This is a genomic window from Methylobacterium hispanicum, assembly GCF_022179285.1.
GTDB classification, from domain to species: Bacteria; Pseudomonadota; Alphaproteobacteria; order Rhizobiales; family Beijerinckiaceae; genus Methylobacterium; species Methylobacterium hispanicum.
Window position 1 is genome coordinate 1 of sequence record NZ_BPQO01000054.1, and the last position, 17,874, is coordinate 17,874.

The window sequence follows — 17,874 nt, forward strand, 5'->3', positions numbered from 1 at the left end:
CTCGAACCGGTTCCGATCCTTACACAGGCGGGCAATATCGGCAACGTACCCGTACTTAAGCTTTTGGTAGAGCGTCTGAAGCTGTTTACCGGCGGTTTCGGGCCACAAGCCAATCGCCTCGGCCGTGCACCCGCCCCATCCTGCCCGCGCGGGGGCGGCCGTCGCGGCTCGGGGAGCCCGCCGCCGGCGCGAGTCCCGCGCGGACGGCCACGCGAGCTCAGTACCGGCGCACCAGCGGCGCCTGCTCGGTCGGGGCGACCGCGGCCCAGGGTGCCCAGCGCAAGCCGAGCTTCACGTCATGCGAATCGACGTTCTTGAAGGTCAGCGCCTCGCAGGACCCACACTGGCCGGCATAGTTGTAGACCGTGCCGGTCTTTCCGTCGCCGAGATTGAGGTAGCGGTATGCGAGCTCGACCGTGAAGCTCGGGCTCACCTCGTAGCCGACACCCGCGTGCAACGCCCAAGCAAGGTTCGTCTTCGAGCCTGCTTTCGCGTAGGCGAGGCCCTGAGTGACGACGTTCGTGTCCTTGAAATTGTCGAGCGTGATCCGCACCGCGCCGACGCCGGCGCCCAGGAACGGCGTGAGGCCGTACCAATTCCCGAGATCGACGTAACCGTTGAGGAGCACGGCCAATTCACGCTTCGACGCGGTGTACTCGTCGGTGCCGTACCCGAGCGGCAGGCTCGCGTCGCGATAGCGTTCAAGCCCGGTGAACGCGGCGGCGCTGCGATACTCGCCCGTGACGTCGGTCCGGAACCACCGGCCGAAGCGGTAGCCGACGCCGGCGCCCGCGAGCGGGGCGCCCGCGAAGCCGAGATTGACCTTCTCGATGGTGCCGAGCGCGTCCAGGCTGTTGGAGAGCCGTTCCACGGATTGGTTGCTGAAACCGACGTCGCCGCGGAGGTAAAAGCCGGAAACCTCGGCCTCCGGGGGGAGGGTTCCGCGCAGCTCCGGCAACGGCGCGGTCGGCGGCAGGTCGGCCGCGTGCGACGGGGCCACGAACGTCGCGCAGACCAGGCCGCAGCCGAGCAGCCCGAGCGTTCCCGCCATGCGATCCATTCCACCCATCGTCCGGTCCCTCGCCCGCAGCCCTCTTCACCGGACCCTCCCACGGCGTGGTTGATGCTCCCTTAACGTACCCCGAGGGGGTAACTGCCGACAGGCTGCTGGCATCAACGGCGGGAGCTCAGGTCTTCATGGGTAAGGCGTGCGCGCAAGGCTTGAAGACGCGGTCACGCGCGTCCGGATCGGCTCGAAACTCGACCCGATCCGGAAACTTCGCGGTCCGGCCATGCCAATTACCCCCTGGGGGTTTGCAACCGTTCTCGGCCGCCCGTGCGTTACCCCTCCCGGACGGGGGATCTCAACTGCGCGAAAAGAGCGGGAGGGGATGCGCGATGCTCAAACGAGTTCTCTACGTCTCCGCAATCGCCCTGGTCTTGGCCCCGACCGGGGCAGGTGCGGTGGGCTTCCGCATGACACCGCCGCCCTCCGGCGCGGCGTTCGACGACGAGTCGAGCCCCGGCCTCGCACCGGCCGGAAGGACACTCCGGGTACACGACCGCCCGGTCTTTCTCGGCTGCGTTTACTCCTATCACGAGTGCGAGCATCTCGCTCACGAGCGCGGCTTCTACAACCACTTCACGCGTCATGATCACGGCACGTGTCACCATGGCCCATCGTATGCCTGCTTCGGCCGGTAGAAGCCGAGGCAGCGCTCGTTTTCATCGCGGGACGGGTGCGTACGCAGACGGCTTCATCGGCGGCACCTCTGTCCGGGCGTCCAATGCCGTTCGGCCTGAACTTACATCGGGCAGGCCGGTCCGGGCGCGTCGTTGCCGGGTGGCGCCGGCAAGTCTAGAAGGGCCCGCCCGGCCCGAGCCGGTGGGCCGAGGTGCGACCGCCGCGTCGTATCCCTCGGCTGGCGGCCGTCCCCGGCCGGTACGCCAAAGACGGTGACAACGGACGCTTGAGCCCCCTGGATGGCGAGCAACACCAAGCCCGAAGGCAAAGGGAAGCTGTCCGAGGTCGAAGCGGCGATCCGCCTTCGGATGTCGCCGGAACTCCTCGAATACTTCACGCGATACGGGGCCAAGGCCGGCATCCGGCGCAAGCTCGCGTGCGAGACCGCGGACGGGCTGCGCTGGTACGAGGAAGCCGAACTCGCCGCCTTCGACAAGTTCCTGCGGGAACCTTGGCCGGTTACGGAGGGCAAGACGCGTCCGCACATGCCCGACAAGGTTCGCCTGGAGATCAAGCTTGAGGCGAACTGCGGCTGCGCGATCTGCAACCACGGCGCGAACTGCGAGGCCGCGCACATCGAGCCCGTCGCGCAAACCCTGAGCCATCATCCCGCCGGTCTCGTCTGGCTCTGCCCGAACCACCACACGGACTTCGACAAGGGCGTGTACATGCCCCGCGACGTCGACCTCGCGACCGTGCGGGCCGTGAAGCAGATGCTCGTCAACCGGCGCGTGCGCGGGTGGACCATCGAACGGAACGCCAGCCTCGCCGTCCTGCAACTCGTCCGGCAGATCGAGGAGATCGGCGGCCTGCTTGCCAACGCGCAGTTCGCCGCGGCCCACGGCGCCGCGGTCGCCCTCGCTGAACAGGACATCGTCGCGCTGGAAGAGACCGCGAGCAGGGCCGCGACCGCGAAGCCAACGGCCGGTCCCGTCGGCCGGTCCTACGGCAAGTTCGCGGCCAAGGTCGCCAGCTCGGCGAAGGGAGCCCGGGCGCTGCCCGAGGCTCGGATACGGACGTTCGCCGCGGCCGTCGTCGAGGCGCGGGACGAGTTCCTGAGGGACGCCTCGATGACCGCCTGCCCGCTCTGCGGGGGTGCGGGCTCGTGGGACGGCTCCGATTGCCCGGCCTGCGGAGGCGAGGGCTACATCGGCACGGCGGAGGCCCGCCGAATCGACGTATCGGCTTACCAAGCGGTGGATTGTCCGGTCTGCGACGGGCTGGGCCAGCGCAACGGGAGCCCATGCGCGGCCTGCGGCGGCGAGCGTCGCATGCAGCGTCGCCACGCGGAAGCGGTCGACGCCAGGGACTACCAGGAAGTGCCCTGTCCCGTCTGCGCGGGCGTCGGGCGCCGGCGTGGCGAGGAGTGCCCGGCCTGCGGCGGCGAGAGGTCGATGGAGCGGCACGTCGCCGACAGGATCGACCCAACCGCATACGACGAGGTCGACTGCCCTCTCTGCCACGGAAGCGGGCGACGGGACGGCCTCGATTGCCCCGTGTGCCAGGGCGACGGGCGGGTCGAGGCACGGCACGCCGAGCGCGTCGACCTATCGGACTACGCCGAGGTGCCGTGCCGCCTCTGCGGCGGCAGCGGACAGGTCAACGGCTACGACTGCCCACCCTGTGGCGGCGACGGGCGCATGGAGCGGCAACTGGCGGATCGGTACGACTGGTCGCAATATGACTTGGTGGAGTGCCCGAGCTGCAAGGGGACGGGGCAGCGGCACGATTTCGATTGCCGGTCTTGTGGTGGCGAGGGTCAGGTGTACCGGCGGCAGCTCGCTTGGATCGAGGATTAGCGAAGCGACCCTGCCGTTTTCCCCGAGGTCCCAACGCGAGGGCGACCGGCGCTTCGACCGCCCAGTCCCAAGGCCACCGTCACGGCGCGTCGCCCCATTCGGGCGCCCCGGTTCGAACCGGATGTCGGCCGGACCCGCGCCGGCGGTGACGTTGCAGGCCCCTGCATTCAGCCGGAGCGGTGGGTAGGCCCCGGGGCGGAAGGCCGGCACCGCCGCCAGTGCCGCCGCGGCGCCCCAGGCTAACCTGCGTCGAGGTCCCGGGGTCGGTATCGTCACCCCACCCAATCCTCACCCCGACGAGACCGTCGATGTCGCCGGCCTTCGAGGCCCTCGACAGGAACCGCCTCGGCTCCTCCGCCCGTAGCGGACGTCGCCGAAGTGGCACGAGCCGGCCCATCTCTTGCTCTTGTTGACGATGGCGACGGCGATGCACGGGCCGACGCCGCAAGCCACGCCGTCGTCCTCGTCGTCCTCGAAGGTCAAAGCCGCGGCGTTCCGGTCGACCTCGGTCAAGAAGCCCCCCTGCTTGCCCCGGCGGGCGTGCCGCCATGCCCGGCTAGACGGCCTGCCCGCCGCGAAACCGCGCGAAGGTGGTGCGCCCGCCGGGGCCGAACAGCACCACCTCGTAGGTGGCCGGCTCCACCCCTTCGACCTCCATGCCGGGCGAGCCGACCGGCATGCCGGGCACGGCGAGGCCGGTGGCGGACGGCTTCTCCGCGAGCAGCCGCTTGATGGCCGACGCGGGCACGTGCCCCTCGATGACGTAGCCGCCGACCTGGGCCGTGTGGCACGAGGCCAGCTCCCGCGGCACCCCGAGCCTCGCCTTGACCGGGTTCACGGGGGCGTTCACGACCTGGACGCGAAAACCCTCGTCGCGCAGGTGCTTGACCCAGGCCTCGCAGCAACCGCAGCTCGGGTCCTTCGTGGCGACGACCTCCGGCAGATCCTCCGCCCATGCCGCCTGTACGCCGACCGCCGCCAGGCCGAGGACCACGATGCGCCGGGACGGTCGGAATAGTTCGCTCATAGTCGACTCCTGTCTTCTCACGGCCGCCGGGACGGCCTGTCCAGCCCCGCTCACTCGGCGGCCCGGGGAAGCCCCGATTGCACGGCGGCCGACCCTTCCTGCCGAAGCGTCAGCCTCCGTCCCTTCACGAGCCCGTAGATGGCCGGGATCACGACGAGGGTCAGCACGGTCGAGGAGACCATGCCGCCGATCATGGGCACCGCGATCCGCTGCATGATCTCCGACCCCGCGCCGGAGCTCCAGAGGATGGGCAGCAGGCCCGCCATGATGGCGACGACCGTCATCATCTTCGGGCGCACCCGCTCGACCGCCCCCACCATGATGGCTTGGTACAGGTCCGCACGCGTGGTCTCCCGCCCAGCGGCCAGGGCGGCGGCCCGCCGCTCGTCCCAGGCATGGTCGAGGTAGACCAGCATGATCACGCCGGTCTCCGCGGCAACGCCGGCGAGCGCGATGAATCCCACCGCCACCGCGACCGACATGTTGAAGCCCATCCACCACATCAGCCACACCCCGCCGACCAGGGCGAAGGGCAGGGACAGCATGACGATGAGCGTCTCGGTCAGGCGCCGGAAGTTGAGGTAGAGGAGCAGGAAGATGACGAGCAGGGTCACGGGCACCACGATCTTCAGCCTGGCCTCCGCCCGCTCCAGGTACTCGAACTGCCCGCTCCACTGGATGCTCATGCCCTGCGGGAGCTGGACCTCCGTGTTGACCGCGTTCCGGGCCTCGGCGACGTAGCCGCCGAGATCGCGCCCGCTCAGGTCGACGAAGATGTAGACCGCGAGCTGTCCGTTCTCGGTGCGGATCGAGGTCGGCCCCCGGGTCAGCTGGACCTTGGCCACCTCGCCCAGCGGAATCGTGCCGCCGGCCGGCAACGGCACCTGCACTTCGGTGGCGATGGATTGCGGATTTGAACGGAAGGCGCGCGGGTAGCGCACGTTGACGGTGTAGCGCTCGCGGCCCTCGACCGTGTTCGTGACGCTCTCGCCGCCGAGCGCCGTCGCGATGATGTCCTGCACGTCCCCGACCATGAGGCCGTAGCGCCCGAGCGCCTCCCGGTCCGGCGTGATGTCGAGGAAGTAGCCGCCGATGACCCGCTCCGCGTAGGCGCTCGACGTGCCCGGCACGTTGCGCACGACCGCCTCGACCTGCCGGGCGACCTTCTCCATCTCGGTCAGGTCGGTGCCGTAGATCTTGATGCCGACCGGCGTGCGGATGCCGGTCGAGAGCATGTCGATGCGGGCCCGGATCGGCTGCGTCCAGGCATTCGACACACCGGGAAACTGCAGGGCCTTGTCCATCTCGGCCTTGAGGCTCGCCAGCGTCACGCCGGGACGCCACTCCGCCTTCGGCTTCAGGGTGATGATGGTCTCGAACATCTCGGTGGGGGCGGGGTCCGTCGCCGTCGAGGCGCGCCCCGCCTTGCCGTAGACGGAGGCCACCTCGGGGAAGGACTTGATTATGCGGTCCTGGGTCGCCAGCAGCTCCCCGGCCTGGGTCACCGAGATGCCCGGCAGGGTCGTGGGCATGTACATCAGGGTGCCCTCGTTCAGGTCCGGCATGAACTCGGAGCCGAGCTGGCGGGCCGGCCAGATGGTCAGGCCGAGCGCCGCCACCGCCAGCAGGATGGTCAGCACCTTGGCCCGGAGCACGACCCTGATGACCGGGCGGTAGACCCAGATCAGGAGGCGGTTCAGCGGGTTGCGGTGCTCGGGGATGATGCGCCCGCGCACGAACAGCACCATGAGGGCCGGCACCAGCGTGACCGACAGGAGCGCGGCCGCCGCCATGGCGAAGGTCTTGGTGAAGGCGAGCGGCCCGAACAGGCGTCCCTCCTGGCTCTCCAGGGTGAAGATCGGCAGGAAGCTTACCGTGATCACCAGGAGGGAGAAGAACAGCGAGGGGCCGACCTCGGCCGCGGCCTCCACCAGGATCTCGACCCGGGGCTTGCCCGGGGGCGCCCGCTCCAGGTGCTTGTGGGCGTTCTCGATCATGACGATGGCGGCGTCGATCATGGCCCCGACCGCGATGGCGATGCCGCCCAGCGACATGATGTTGGCGCCGATCCCAAGGAGATGCATCGCGCCGAGCGCCATCAGGATGCCGACCGGCAGCATCAGGATGGCCACCAGCGCGCTGCGCAGGTGCAGCAGGAACACGATGCAGACGAGCGCCACGATGACGCTCTCCTCGACCAGCGTGTGCTTCAGGGTGTCGATGGCCGCCTCGATCAGCTGCGAGCGGTCGTAGACCGGCAGGATCTCGGTGCCCTTCGGCAGGCTCGCGGCGACCTCGGCCAGGCGCTGCTTGGCGCCCTCGATGACGTTGAGGGCATTGGCGCCGAAGCGCTGCAGGATGATGCCGCCCGCGACCTCGCCCTCGCCGTTCAGCTCGGTGATGCCGCGCCGCTCGTCCGGCCCGAGCTCGACCCGGGCGATGTCCCGCACCCGCAGCGGGGTGCCGGCCTCGGTCTTCAGCACGATGTTCTCGATGTCGGCGACGCTCTTCAGGTAGCCGCGCCCGCGCACCATGAACTCGAATTCGGAGAGCTCGACCGTGCGGCCGCCGACATCCGCGTTGCTCGACCGGATCGCCTCCCGAAGCCTACTGAGCGGGATGCCCTGGGCGCGCAGGCGGTTCGGGTCGACGACGACGTTGTACTGCTTCACGAAGCCGCCGACGCCCGCGACCTCGGCCACGCCCTCGGCGCGCGAGGCCCCGAAGCGCACCACCCAGTCCTGAAGCGAGCGCAGCTCGGCGAGCGTCTGCTGCTTGGCCACGATGGCGTACTGGTAGACCCAGCCCACGCCCGTCGCGTCGGGCCCGAGCGTCGGCGTCACGCCGGTCGGCAGGCGCTTGCCGGCCGCGCTCAGGTATTCGAGCACGCGCGAGCGGGCCCAGTACGGGTCGGTGCCGTCCTCGAAGATGACGTAGACGAACGAGACCCCGAAGAAGGAGAAGCCGCGCACCACCTTCGACCTCGGCACCGTCAGCATGGCGGTGGTCAGCGGGTAGGTGACCTGGTCCTCGACGACCTGGGGCGCCTGCCCCGGGTACTCGGTGTAGACGATGGTCTGCACGTCCGAGAGGTCCGGGATGGCGTCGAGCGGCAGGGTGCGCACGCTGTAGAGACCGGCCGCCACCACGAAGACGGTCCCGATCAGCACCAGGACGAGGTTGCGGGCCGACCAGCCGATGAGGCGCGCGATCATTCTGGCTTCTCCTCGGCCTGCGCCCGGGGCTCGGCGGGGGGCTTGGGCGCGGCCATGCTCTGCAGCGCCGCCTTCAGGTTGCTCTCGGCGTCTATGAGGAAGTTGGCCGCGGTCACGACTTGCTCGCCGGCCTGCACACCCTCGCGGATCTCGGTGTAGCCCTCGCCGCGGGCGCCGACCTTGACCTCGCGCGGCTCGAAGCGACCCTCGCCCTTGTCCACGAGCACGACCTGGCGCGCGCCCGTGTCGATGACGGCATCGTTCGGGATCGCGACGACGGGCTTCGTCGCCCCGGTCCCGATGTCGACGTCGGCGTACATGTCGGGCAGCAGTACCCCGTCGGGGTTCGGCAACTCGATGCGCACGCGGGTGGTGCGGGTTTGCGTGTTCACCTGCGGGTAGATCAGCTCGACCTTGCCGGTGAAGCTGCGCCCGGGCAGCGAGCGCACGCGCACGCTGACGGGCTGGCCGACCTTGACATTGCCGAGGTCGTACTCGGGCACGTCGGCCAGCACCCACATCACCGAGATGTCGGCAATCCGGAACAGGGTGTCGCCGGCCGCAGCCTTCATGCCCTCGATGGCGGTGCGCTGCAGCACGAGGCCGTCCCGGGGCGCGGACCAGGTGATGGCCATCGGCACCTTCCGGGTCCGCTCCATCTCGTTGATCACCTCATCCGAGACGTTCAGGTTCTGCAGCCGCCGCCGGGCCCCGTCGAAGCCGGGATTTGCGATGAGCTGGGCGGCGGCCGCGTTGATCTCGGGCGAGTAGACGTGGACCAGGGGCTGGCCCTTCCGCACCCGGTCGCCCGTCGTCACGTTCTCGACGTGGTCGACGTAGGCATCCGAGCGTGTCGCCACGACGGTGACGCGCCGCTCGTCGAGCGTGACGGTGCCGGGGACCCGCACCGGTCGGCTGACGACGCGACGTTCGGCCCGCTCAGTGCGCACGCCGGTGCGCTGGACCTTGCCGGGCGAGATCTTGACGGTGTTCCCGTCCTCGGCCTCGCCCTCGTAGACGGGGAGGTAGTCCATCCCCATCGAGTCCTTCCTCGGCACCGGCGAGGTGTCGGGCAGGCCCATCGGGTTGCGGTAGTAGAGGATCTTCCGGCCCACGGCCGGGGGCGCGGCGTAGGTGGCGTTCGCCTCGGTCTCCTTCGCCGCCGCGGGCCGCGGCTCGAAATCGACATCCTCGCCGACATGCACCGGAAGGTAGGCGCGTCCGTCGGGCGTCCTCGCCGGCGCGAGCGCGTAAGCCGCCTTTCCGTCGGGGTCGCGGTAGTAGAGCACGGGCGCATCCGCGGCCGCGGCCGGCTTCGCGTCGCGACCGACGAGCAGACCGGAGACCGAGGCTGGGAACCATGCCGGCAGGGGCCATCCCGCCTCGCCGGCCTTCAGCCCGGCGAGGGCGCCGCCGCCGACGGCGAGGGGCAGGAGAACGAGGGCCGCGACCCACGCCTTCGCCTGGCCGCCCGGGTGCGCGCGGTCACGTCGCCGCGCCAGGTGGATCGGTGTCGTCTGGTCCATCACTCGACGGCCCTGAGCACGAGTTGGTCTTGGACGGTGCCGGTCTCGCCCGGTACCTTCGCGGCCAGCGAGAGGCGCCAGCGGCCCTCCATCGCCAGGTTGGCCCTGAAGGCGTAGATGCCCGGCTCCGGGCTCGCCTCCGGCTTCATCTTACCCGTCATCGTCGGCATCCCGTCGGGTGCCATGTCGAGGCGGCGGGCGTAGACAAGCGCGTCGGCCACGGGCTTGCCGGCGCGCTTGTCGAGCAGACGCACCCTGAGCGTCGCCTCGCCCGATTTAGTCTCGGGATCCAGGAGCTCGAAGGAATAATCCTTGAGGTCCGGGGGCATGAGTGGCGCGCCCTTGGGCAGCCAGGCCGCGACCGGTTCCGGAAGCCGTGCCGCGACCGCGCCGGGAATGACCCATGCGCCGCGCGCGAGCGCGTAACCGGCGCCGGCTCCCGCTAGGGCTGCTACGATGAGGACGAGCCCGAGCAGGAGCCAAGCGCCTCGCCCTGCCGGCCGGTGCTCCTTCTGGTAAGCGTCGAAAAAGTCCTCCCGGCCCGTCATGGCGCCACCCTTAGGACTGAGCGGATGGGGAGACGGGCCGCGCGTGGCTCGGGGCGTGCGGGATGCGCCGGGGCAGGACGCGGCCGCGGGGATGCGGGATGTTCGGTGGACACGGGGATGATCCTGTTCCGGAGCGTCTGGATGCGGGACCCCGACCGTTCGGGCCGCCGCGGCGCGGCGGTGCGCGAAGGCTGCCGTGCATGCTCATGCACGGGGCGGAACCGCTCTCGGGCGTGCTCAGGAACGCGGTTTGGGAGGGGGGGCCTGCGGGGCTGCGGCCAAACTCGGCCGGATATGGTCCTGCCGAACGGGCAGGAGGACCGGGGCGACCGGGCCGCCATCGGCAGGCGGGGATGGCAGGATCCCCGGCACGATCTTCGCGGCGCAGGCCACCGCGAAGGGACAGGCCTTGGTGTCGCGGCAGTCCGGGCCCGAGGGCTCGGGATCGCAACACGGCATGTCGTCGGGCATCGGCGCGACGTGTGGCGTCGTGACGCCGCCTTGCTGAGCGACCATGTCCCGCTGAACGCCGTCGCCCACGAAGGCGCGCGCCTGCGCGGGGGCGACGGATGCCCCGGCGATCAGGCCGAGCACGGCGAGGGCCGTGAGCAGGCGCGCTATGGTGGATCGGATCGACATCCGTTTCCAGGATCCCACTGATCGGGGGCTTTGCCTAGCCCCGGACGCGCCGGGCTCGCGACAAGCCCGGCGAATACAAGTTCGCGGGTGCGGGCCCACGGGTTACAGCCGCTCCCGCAACGTGCCCGACGTTGATTAGAACGCGGGTCCGCCCGAAGTGGTGCCGAGGTTCTGGGCCGCGGCGGGACGCTCGGGGAACTGGGCATTCCCGCGCGTGCTGCTCCTCAGGTCCCGTCCCTGGAGATCACGCCCCTCCCAAACGCGGCCGAGGCTGCCCGTCACCTCGGGCGCGGCTCCCGTCGGGCCTTCCAGGACGCTCCAGCCCGCCGAGGGAACGGCCTCGCCGGTCAGCCTCGGGTGCGCCCAAGCGCCGCCGGTCATGAGGGTGGAGGCCACCAAGGTTGCAAGGATGTACTTCATCGAATGCTCCATCGTCTTTCGCGTTTGCCTTCACGGCGCCGCTACCGACGACTTCGGGACGCGCGGACGATGCGTTACCGTAGAAGCGCGGAAGGCCCCGCCCTTGAGGGCGGGGATGGATAGCGCCGGCCGCGACAGAAGCCTGCCCGGGCACCGATCCAATCCCCTTGCCTTCGTTCCGCATTCGTTCTATCCTTGGCCTGTGCTTCGCGTCCAGGCATACCGGTTCGTCCTTCGGCCCGACGGCGCGCAGGAACGGCTCATGCGCCGCTCCTGCGGCGCGCGCCGCTACGTCTTCAACAGGGCCCTCGCCCTGCAGAAGGAGCGGTATGCCGCCGGTGACAAGCACCTCTCCTACGCCGACCTCTGCAAGCACCTCACCGCCTGGAAGGCCGAACCCGACACTTCCTGGCTCAAGGAGGTGCACAGCCAGGTCCTGCAGCAGGCGCTCAAGGACCTCGACCGCGCCTACCGCAACTTCTTCGAGGGACGGGCCGAGTTCCCCCGCTTCAAGAGGAAGGGCAAGGACGACGCCTTCCGCCACCCGCAGAAGGTCGAGCTCGACCAGCCGAACGGGCGGGTCTTCCTGCCCAAGCTCGGTTGGATGCGCTACCGCGCGAGCAGGCTTGTCGAGGGCGAGATTGGGCAGGTCACCGTCTCGCTGAAGGCCGGCAAGTGGCACGTCTCGGTCCAGACCGAGCGCGAGGTCGAGAAGCCGGTCCACCCGTCGACGACGCTTGTCGGCATCGACGTCGGCGTGACGCGTTTCGCCACGCTGTCCGACGGCACCGTCATCGAACCGGCGAACGCGTTCCGCAAGGCCGAGGCGGCGCTCGCGAAGGCGCAGCGGGCGATGGCCCGCAAGACCAAGTTCAGTAGGAACTGGAGGAAGGCGAAGGCGAAGGTACAACGGGTCCAGGCACGCATCGCCCGCATCCGCTCCGACTTCCTGCACAAGACCTCGACGACCGTCAGCAAGAACCACGCGGTGGTCTGCGTCGAGGACCTGGACGTGCGGGCGATGACCGCGAGCGCGGCCGGGACGGTCGAGGAGCCGGGCGTGAACGTCCGTCAGAAGGCGGGGCTGAACAAGGCGATCCTGGACCAGGGGTGGGGCGAGTTCCGCCGGCAGGTCGGGTACAAGCAGGAGTGGCTCGGCGGTTGGCTGCTGCCGGTGCCGGCTCCGAACACGAGCCGGACGTGCCCGGAATGCGGGCACGTGGCGGCGGGGAACCGCCCGAGCCAGGCCGTGTTCCGGTGCGTGGCGTGCGGGTACGCGGCGAACGCGGACGACGTGGCGTCGATCAACATTGCAAGGGCGGGGCACGCCCGGTTAGCCTGCGGAGAGACTTCGCCCGTGATGGCGTCGGCCCAGGAACCCACCGAGGCGGGTCCGGCCTTCGCGGCCTGACACGCGGTAGGAATCCCCGCCCTCCAGGGCGGGGAGGATGTCAAAGAGACCGGTGCCAGACCCCATATCCGCGGGGACCGAAGTTCTGTGGAAGTCGAACCGAGCCCCAACTCCGACGTTGTCGGGTCTCCGGGCGTCGGGCATAATGCCCACGGTCCGAAACGCGTGTGGCTCCAGAGGCATCCCGTGCGTCCCGAGGTAAACAGGGAAGTCGTGAACGACCGTGCCAAGCTGATGATCCATCGGCTGGTGGCGCGTCGGCTCGCGCGCGACCCGGGCATCCTCGATAGCGCCAAGATGGCCGTCATGCGGCTTGAGGCGGACTACCCCGAGCGCACCTTCGTCTCCGAGTGGCGCGAGATCCTCGGGCAGCCGCCGGGGACGATCCGGCAACTCCTCACCCGGCGGGACGAGGGTATGCAGCGGCTTCGGCTGTCCTCGCCGTTCCTGGAAGGGGAGGGCGTGTCGTTCGTGCGCGACCCGAACGTCCGAAAGCGGATCTGGCGCCTGGCACGTAAAGGCGCGGCCGCCCAACGCGCGGCGCATGCCGGCCGCCAAGGCTCCTCCGTCCCGGCGTGAGCCGTCCGATTGAGATCCGGACGGTCGCGGACCTGGAGCGCACCGCCCGTTCGCTGGCGTTGCACTTCAAGGCCCGCACCGTGGTGGTCGTCGGCAGCCAGGGCATCCTCGTGGGCTGGCCCGGCGCGCCGGTCACGATGTGCATGTCGCCCGAGATCGACGCCTATCCCGCCAACGCTCGGGCCTGGGAGGCCGCCCAGGACGACGACCTCGCGGAGGCATCCGAAGAGATCTCCGTCATCTTCGGCGAGGGCTCGCACTTCCACACGGCTCACGGTTTCTACATCGACGGCGTCGACGACCGCACCGCCCGCCTGCCGCCCTCGTGGCCCTCGCGCGCGGTGGTGCGGGAGGTGAGAGGCCACGGCGCGGCGACCGTGACGGTGGTGGCCCCCGGCCCGGAGGATCTGATCGTTTCTAAGCTCGCCCGCCTTGCCGACAAGGACAGGGACTACATCGCGGCCTACCATCAGGCCCGGCCTCTCGACCTTGCCGTCATCCAGGCGCGCGTAGCGGAATGCGGGTTCGAGGAGGTTCTGGCACAGCGTGCGCTCGCCTTCCTCGCCGGCCTTCCCTCACCTCCCGGGCGCGCGACCGCCGCACCCGTGCGGGCAGGGGCCGTCGTGCCGCCCCATCCCGCGTGGACGCACTGCGCCTTCCTCATGGACGAGGGCCGTTCGGTCTCGGTCCGCGCCTGGAACGAGGCGGCCGGTCTCTACGATATCCTCGACAATCCTCTCGGCCCCGCGGTGGTGGCGCAGGACGGGGCGAGCGCCTTCCTGATCGACGGGGAGGCGCTGACGCAGGAGGCGTGGGACGCACATCCGCGCGTCCGCGCCGCGCGACACGGTGACCTATCCGGGTACCCACGGCCGAACTGGACGCCTCCGGGCTGACCTGCCCCTGAAGCGCGCGGCGGGCCGGGAGCGGTTCGCCCGTGCCTACGGGCGAGCCGACGGCCTTACCAGCGCAGCAGGCGAGGACCAAGAAGCGCGCCCGCCAGCGTGCAGAGGGCAATCGTGCCGCCGTACCAGAGCGCGATGAAGGGTACGGTGTCGTCCATGCAGTGAATCGCGTAGCCCATCGCGCTCACGCCTCCCGAGGCGAGCCCGACCAGGGCCCCGGCCCGGACGAGGTCCGTCGGCGCGCCGAACCTCCGGACCGCCCACATCAGGGTCGCGAAGGGGACCACAGCAATCACCGGGATGGAGACGAGGCATTCGAGCCACATGTGGCCGGTGAGCATGGTCCCCCAGTGGGCCGCCGGCGCGTTGGCGAGGCTGAGGGCAGCGAGGACCATGACCGCCGCGAACGGCAGGGCCGCGATGCCGAGATGCACCCTCCTCTCGCCCCCTGGGCGAGCGATGCGACCGAGGTAGCGCAGGGCCAAGCCACCGACGGCGAGGGCGAAGGCCAGCTTGGCCAGCAGGAAGGTCAGTGACTTGCCTTCACCCAAGTCAGGCCGGACGCCCAATGCGAGAAGGGCGAGGCAGAGCGCCCCGGCGGCCCCGATGGCGGCCCCGAGCGCGATCCGCCTCAGCATGCCGGGAGACTTGGCAGGCTCGCTGGCGAAGCTCGCGCCGAGCAAGCCGATGAGTTCGTCGGTCTTCATTCCCCTTTGCCCCCTGCCAAGGCGGCCAACGCCTTCAACCCGCGGTGGACGCTGACCTTGATGGCCGATTCCGACATGCCGGAGCGCGTCGCGGCCTCGGCCACGCTCAGACCTTCGACCTTCATGGCCCGGATCGCCTGCTGCATCTTGCCGGGAAGGCGACCGAGCAGGCGCTCGACGTCGAGCGTGCTCTCGACGGCGGCGTGGTCGTCGCGCGCGACCAGCTCGCTCGCATCCTCGACGGGCACGTCGGCGAGGGAGGCGCGCGTACGCCGGAGGTGGTCGATGAGCTTGTAGCGCGCGATGGCGTAGAGCCAGGGCGTGACCGGTTGGCCAACGTCGTAGGTGTGCCGTCGCGTGTGAACCGCCATCAACGTTTCCTGGACAAGGTCCTCCGCCTCCGGCGCGGCGCGTCCGGAGCGCGCGAGCTTACCCTTGAAATAGGCCCGCAGGTGGGGACCAAGCCGCTCCAGGAACAACCGGTAGTCCGCCGCGCTTCCGGCGAGGCCGGACGACAGCAAGGCCCGCAACTCGTCTTCCTGACTGATCAAGACGCCTCTCTCGGCCACACCGCGAAGACGCGTCTGACCCGGCCATCAAACACGTCACCGCGGCTCGCCTCGCATTCGATCCGCGCGTGCCGGCCCCGGACACGCGCCCACCCGCCCGCGCAGCCTCCGCCGGGGCTAAGGTGAACCCGAGACGCGAGCGGGCAAGGGGTCGACCACCGGAGCGGCCGGCCTGGTCCCGCCGCCTCGCACGGACGGGGTGCCCGCCAGGACCAATCCGTAGGAAACGCGCAGATGGTTACAGGGCCCCGCCTGCCCATTTGACCACCCCAGCGACCCAGCCCGCCCGCTGTCGTCCGGCCCCTCCATCTTGCTCGGAACGCTCGCGGAGGAACAAAACGCCTGAATACCCCCGGATCGTATATGGGGCCAAGCGCGCTCCTTGAGCCGCAGAACGACGATGGAGGTGAAGGGATGTCGAGACTGTTGCAGGTCGGGTTGCTCGTGGCCGCCGCGGCCGCATTCGGGTCCACGGCAGGGCCGGCGCGGGCGCTCGACGAAGTCGGGGCCGCCCACGGCGACCACCACGGCGCGGAGCGCCATGGACACGTGATCGAGCACAGGCAGACGCACGGCCATCATGGTGAGGCGGACCATCACGAGGAGCATCATGAGGTCGTCCGCGAGGGCGGCCACCACCGGGAAGGGCGCCACTGACACGGGGTGCCAAGTCCCACCGACACCCTAAGCCCGTCGCCCGTGGCCCTCTCGGCGACGGGCGCGCTCGCCGGGAGCTCAGCGTTCCCGTGGCGTCACCCCGGACCGCGGCTGCCGGACGCCGGGGGCTGGCGGGCACGGCCATCCGGATGGCAGCCGGCTTGTTCGCGCCCGGCCTACGACCCAACCCAACAGAAAAGCGCGATCGGACGGCGAACCTGGATCACGCCGCCGGGTTGTACCCCCACAGGGTAAAACGAACAGAGAGGCTCGCATGAAGGTAGTGAGAACCGCACTCGTAGCCACGGCACTCATGGCTTCCGGCGCGACACCGGTGCTCGCCCAAGGCGGCCAGGGCGGGTCCATGTCGGGCATGGACATGAAGAACATGGGCCCTCTGCAGAAGGACTCCATGGAAGCCATGGACAAGATGAACAAGGCGATGATGCAGGGCATGATGGACCCCGATCCGGACCTGGCCTGGATGAAGGGCATGGCGGCACACCACCAAGGCGCGGTCGACATGTCCGAGGCCGCCATCAAGCATTCGAAGGACGAGACGGTGGTGAAGGAAGCCCGGAAGACGAAGGAGGAAAACGAAAAGAGCCTGCGCGAGATCCAGACCAAGATCCGGAAGGAGAAGTAGATCTTCCACCCCTGGCCTCGCTGCGGACCGCCGACGGGTCAGGGCAACGACTCGACGGCTCGGCGCCGCCTCGTCTGGCGAGCCCGCTAGCCACGGTCCCGGCCAGGCTCTCCCGCCGGCCGGGATCACCGCCGTCCGGGTCGTCGGGGTCAGGCTGGCCGAACAACTTCTCCCCGTCGCCGAAAGCGGACACGGCCACGGCCGGAGGAGGGAGCGTCCAGCCGGCGTCAGGGGACCCTATTGGCGCTCCCCCTGCATAAGGGACACCTGCTGTCCTTGAACTCAGGCGCGCATGCCAAGTGCCGCGCTTGCATCGTCCGGAAGTTCGGCGGCGAGGTTGCGCCGCGGCTGCGCCGGTGCCACCGGCCGATGTCGAGACAGTCCGGTTCTGTCTCGCCCACGAATGCCGGTTCGCCCAGGATCTGTTCCGCGCCATCCCGATGAGCTGTCCCGGCCCCGAGTCCGGGATCGGTTCGGCTTGGGTTTTCCGGGCCACGTCGGGCAAGCGCGGCGGCAGCCTGCCCGCTGAGAGCCGGGTTCCGCGCGGGTGGCGGCAGGCCGCGACGCCGTCCATCTCGTCGTGTCGTCCGACCGCTGCGGTCAGGCTGCGACCGGGCCGGGCGCAGACCGGGCCCGGAGCCGGTGGGACACCGCAATGCCGGGCTGGTCTCCCCGGGGCGCGGCCCCGGGGTCTTGGCCCGACCGCAGTTCGAGATTCGAACGGTCTGCAACCTTTTCCGCGTCGGCCCCGAACTCTTCCGAGAAGCCGCCAGCTTCTTGAGAAGAGGGAAACGTAGCCATGAACCGAGCTGTCCATGCCGCCCTTCTGGGCGCCGCCTTGATGGCCTGGATGCCGGGTCACGCCCTTGCCGGCGCCTGGGACAACGTCCCCCCTGCTTGGCGCAACGAACGGTATCAGAAGTTGCGTCCCGCATTCCGATCGCTCGACGACGGCCTGACGACCGGTTCGATCCGGCGCGCGCCCCAACGCCCCGTCACCGAGCGCCCCGAGCCGGCCGGCGCTCGGCGGTGAGACGAGGCTGCGCGGTCCGTGGTGCACCCTGGCGCGGCACCGAGGACAGGATCAGGTCGCATCGCGACCATCTCGGACCCGGCACCCGGGAGGCCGAGGGGGCGGGCGTCCGAGCCTCACGGGCCGGCGCCCTCTTGCCCCGGTCAGGACTGACATCGAGGCCCCGCCCAAAGCTCGGAAGGCAAGACCGGCGTCACGGGCGCCTGGGGAGATCCGCATCGTCGCGAGCCGGCCTAGGCCGCAGGCAATCGCACCCCACGCAGAGACGCCCAAGTCACGAGCCTCCAGAAGCCCGCCGGCACGATCTCGACACCTATCGGCCGCCGCGCGGGCATGACCTGTGACCGAATTCCAACAGCGCCGAGGGCCGAGGCAGGTTCACATTAAATCAAAGTGTTCGTGCGTTGCCCGGCAAGTCCATCCGTGCGACGATTGGGTCGGGTTTTGGC

At 69.9% G+C, this 17,874-nt stretch carries 15 protein-coding genes; 6 read left to right on the top strand and 9 right to left on the bottom strand.

The window, feature by feature from the left end; genetic code table 11:
- Positions 1 to 217: 217 nt before the first annotated feature.
- Positions 218 to 1,051, bottom strand: coding sequence for an outer membrane protein (locus tag MFF56_RS31060; protein WP_238232128.1), 834 nt, complete (start codon positions 1,049 to 1,051; stop codon positions 218 to 220).
- A 932-nt stretch (positions 1,052 to 1,983) separates the two neighbouring features.
- On the opposite strand from MFF56_RS31060, the gene MFF56_RS31065 reads away from it, so the two are divergent.
- Positions 1,984 to 3,543 (top strand): HNH endonuclease signature motif containing protein, encoded by a 1,560-nt coding sequence (locus MFF56_RS31065; RefSeq protein ID WP_066924571.1) that lies wholly within the window; start codon positions 1,984 to 1,986, stop codon positions 3,541 to 3,543.
- Positions 3,544 to 4,099: 556 nt separating this feature from the next.
- Here the strand turns inward: MFF56_RS31065 and MFF56_RS31070 are convergent.
- The 6 genes from MFF56_RS31070 to MFF56_RS31095 form a co-directional block, all read right to left on the bottom strand.
- On the bottom strand, positions 4,100 to 4,570 hold the full coding sequence (locus MFF56_RS31070) for a DUF411 domain-containing protein (protein ID WP_066924570.1): 471 nt from the start codon (positions 4,568 to 4,570) through the stop codon (positions 4,100 to 4,102).
- Positions 4,571 to 4,620: 50 nt separating this feature from the next.
- A complete protein-coding gene (locus MFF56_RS31075; RefSeq protein WP_066924569.1) occupies positions 4,621 to 7,785 on the bottom strand; it encodes an efflux RND transporter permease subunit in 3,165 nt (1,054 codons plus the stop codon).
- Positions 7,782 to 9,311, bottom strand: a complete 1,530-nt coding sequence (locus MFF56_RS31080) for an efflux RND transporter periplasmic adaptor subunit (protein WP_238232130.1) — start codon at positions 9,309 to 9,311, stop codon at positions 7,782 to 7,784. Before MFF56_RS31080 ends, MFF56_RS31075 begins: the two co-directional genes overlap by 4 nt.
- Positions 9,311 to 9,859, bottom strand: a complete 549-nt coding sequence (locus tag MFF56_RS31085; protein WP_066919392.1) for a FixH family protein — start codon at positions 9,857 to 9,859, stop codon at positions 9,311 to 9,313. Before MFF56_RS31085 ends, MFF56_RS31080 begins: the two co-directional genes overlap by 1 nt.
- Positions 9,860 to 10,096: 237 nt before the next feature.
- The gene (locus MFF56_RS31090) at positions 10,097 to 10,498 is read right to left on the bottom strand and encodes a hypothetical protein (protein ID WP_066919394.1); all 402 of its coding nucleotides are present in this window, start codon (positions 10,496 to 10,498) and stop codon (positions 10,097 to 10,099) included.
- A 135-nt stretch (positions 10,499 to 10,633) separates the two neighbouring features.
- Positions 10,634 to 10,918 (bottom strand): hypothetical protein, encoded by a 285-nt coding sequence (locus tag MFF56_RS31095; RefSeq protein ID WP_066919396.1) that lies wholly within the window; start codon positions 10,916 to 10,918, stop codon positions 10,634 to 10,636.
- A gap of 115 nt (positions 10,919 to 11,033) precedes the next feature.
- On the opposite strand from MFF56_RS31095, the gene MFF56_RS31100 reads away from it, so the two are divergent.
- The 3 genes from MFF56_RS31100 to MFF56_RS31110 all read left to right on the top strand — a co-directional run bounded on the left by MFF56_RS31100 (position 11,034) and on the right by MFF56_RS31110 (position 13,804).
- Positions 11,034 to 12,329 (top strand): RNA-guided endonuclease InsQ/TnpB family protein, encoded by a 1,296-nt coding sequence (locus MFF56_RS31100; protein WP_283207452.1) that lies wholly within the window; start codon positions 11,034 to 11,036, stop codon positions 12,327 to 12,329.
- Positions 12,330 to 12,542: 213 nt separating this feature from the next.
- Positions 12,543 to 12,908, top strand: coding sequence for a hypothetical protein (locus MFF56_RS31105; protein ID WP_063111109.1), 366 nt, complete (start codon positions 12,543 to 12,545; stop codon positions 12,906 to 12,908).
- Positions 12,905 to 13,804, top strand: coding sequence for a DUF6036 family nucleotidyltransferase (locus MFF56_RS31110; RefSeq protein ID WP_238232134.1), 900 nt, complete (start codon positions 12,905 to 12,907; stop codon positions 13,802 to 13,804). Before MFF56_RS31105 ends, MFF56_RS31110 begins: the two co-directional genes overlap by 4 nt.
- A gap of 65 nt (positions 13,805 to 13,869) precedes the next feature.
- Here MFF56_RS31110 and MFF56_RS31115 read toward each other — a convergent pair whose 3' ends face one another.
- Both MFF56_RS31115 and MFF56_RS31120 read right to left on the bottom strand, forming a co-directional pair.
- Positions 13,870 to 14,520, bottom strand: coding sequence for an NrsF family protein (locus MFF56_RS31115; RefSeq protein WP_012454454.1), 651 nt, complete (start codon positions 14,518 to 14,520; stop codon positions 13,870 to 13,872).
- Positions 14,517 to 15,071, bottom strand: a complete 555-nt coding sequence (locus tag MFF56_RS31120) for a sigma-70 family RNA polymerase sigma factor (RefSeq protein ID WP_238232135.1) — start codon at positions 15,069 to 15,071, stop codon at positions 14,517 to 14,519. Before MFF56_RS31120 ends, MFF56_RS31115 begins: the two co-directional genes overlap by 4 nt.
- A gap of 432 nt (positions 15,072 to 15,503) precedes the next feature.
- On the opposite strand from MFF56_RS31120, the gene MFF56_RS31125 reads away from it, so the two are divergent.
- Together MFF56_RS31125 and MFF56_RS31130 are read left to right on the top strand one after the other, a co-directional pair.
- Positions 15,504 to 15,746 (top strand): hypothetical protein, encoded by a 243-nt coding sequence (locus MFF56_RS31125; RefSeq protein ID WP_156453502.1) that lies wholly within the window; start codon positions 15,504 to 15,506, stop codon positions 15,744 to 15,746.
- A 274-nt stretch (positions 15,747 to 16,020) separates the two neighbouring features.
- Positions 16,021 to 16,392, top strand: coding sequence for a DUF305 domain-containing protein (locus MFF56_RS31130; RefSeq protein WP_066918932.1), 372 nt, complete (start codon positions 16,021 to 16,023; stop codon positions 16,390 to 16,392).
- Positions 16,393 to 17,874 lie beyond the last annotated feature (1,482 nt).

Bases quoted from the DNA above. Each gene is read 5' to 3' on its own strand.
- MFF56_RS31060 (WP_238232128.1), bottom strand. From the start codon at position 1,051: ATGGCGGGAACGCTCGGGCTGCTCGGCTGCGGCCTGGTCTGCGCGACG.
- MFF56_RS31065 (WP_066924571.1), top strand. From the start codon at position 1,984: ATGGCGAGCAACACCAAGCCCGAAGGCAAAGGGAAGCTGTCCGAGGTC.
- MFF56_RS31070 (WP_066924570.1), bottom strand. From the start codon at position 4,570: ATGAGCGAACTATTCCGACCGTCCCGGCGCATCGTGGTCCTCGGCCTG.
- MFF56_RS31075 (WP_066924569.1), bottom strand. From the start codon at position 7,785: ATGATCGCGCGCCTCATCGGCTGGTCGGCCCGCAACCTCGTCCTGGTG.
- MFF56_RS31080 (WP_238232130.1), bottom strand. From the start codon at position 9,311: ATGGACCAGACGACACCGATCCACCTGGCGCGGCGACGTGACCGCGCG.
- MFF56_RS31085 (WP_066919392.1), bottom strand. From the start codon at position 9,859: ATGACGGGCCGGGAGGACTTTTTCGACGCTTACCAGAAGGAGCACCGG.
- MFF56_RS31090 (WP_066919394.1), bottom strand. From the start codon at position 10,498: ATGTCGATCCGATCCACCATAGCGCGCCTGCTCACGGCCCTCGCCGTG.
- MFF56_RS31095 (WP_066919396.1), bottom strand. From the start codon at position 10,918: ATGAAGTACATCCTTGCAACCTTGGTGGCCTCCACCCTCATGACCGGC.
- MFF56_RS31100 (WP_283207452.1), top strand. From the start codon at position 11,034: ATGGATAGCGCCGGCCGCGACAGAAGCCTGCCCGGGCACCGATCCAAT.
- MFF56_RS31115 (WP_012454454.1), bottom strand. From the start codon at position 14,520: ATGAAGACCGACGAACTCATCGGCTTGCTCGGCGCGAGCTTCGCCAGC.
- MFF56_RS31125 (WP_156453502.1), top strand. From the start codon at position 15,504: ATGTCGAGACTGTTGCAGGTCGGGTTGCTCGTGGCCGCCGCGGCCGCA.
- MFF56_RS31130 (WP_066918932.1), top strand. From the start codon at position 16,021: ATGAAGGTAGTGAGAACCGCACTCGTAGCCACGGCACTCATGGCTTCC.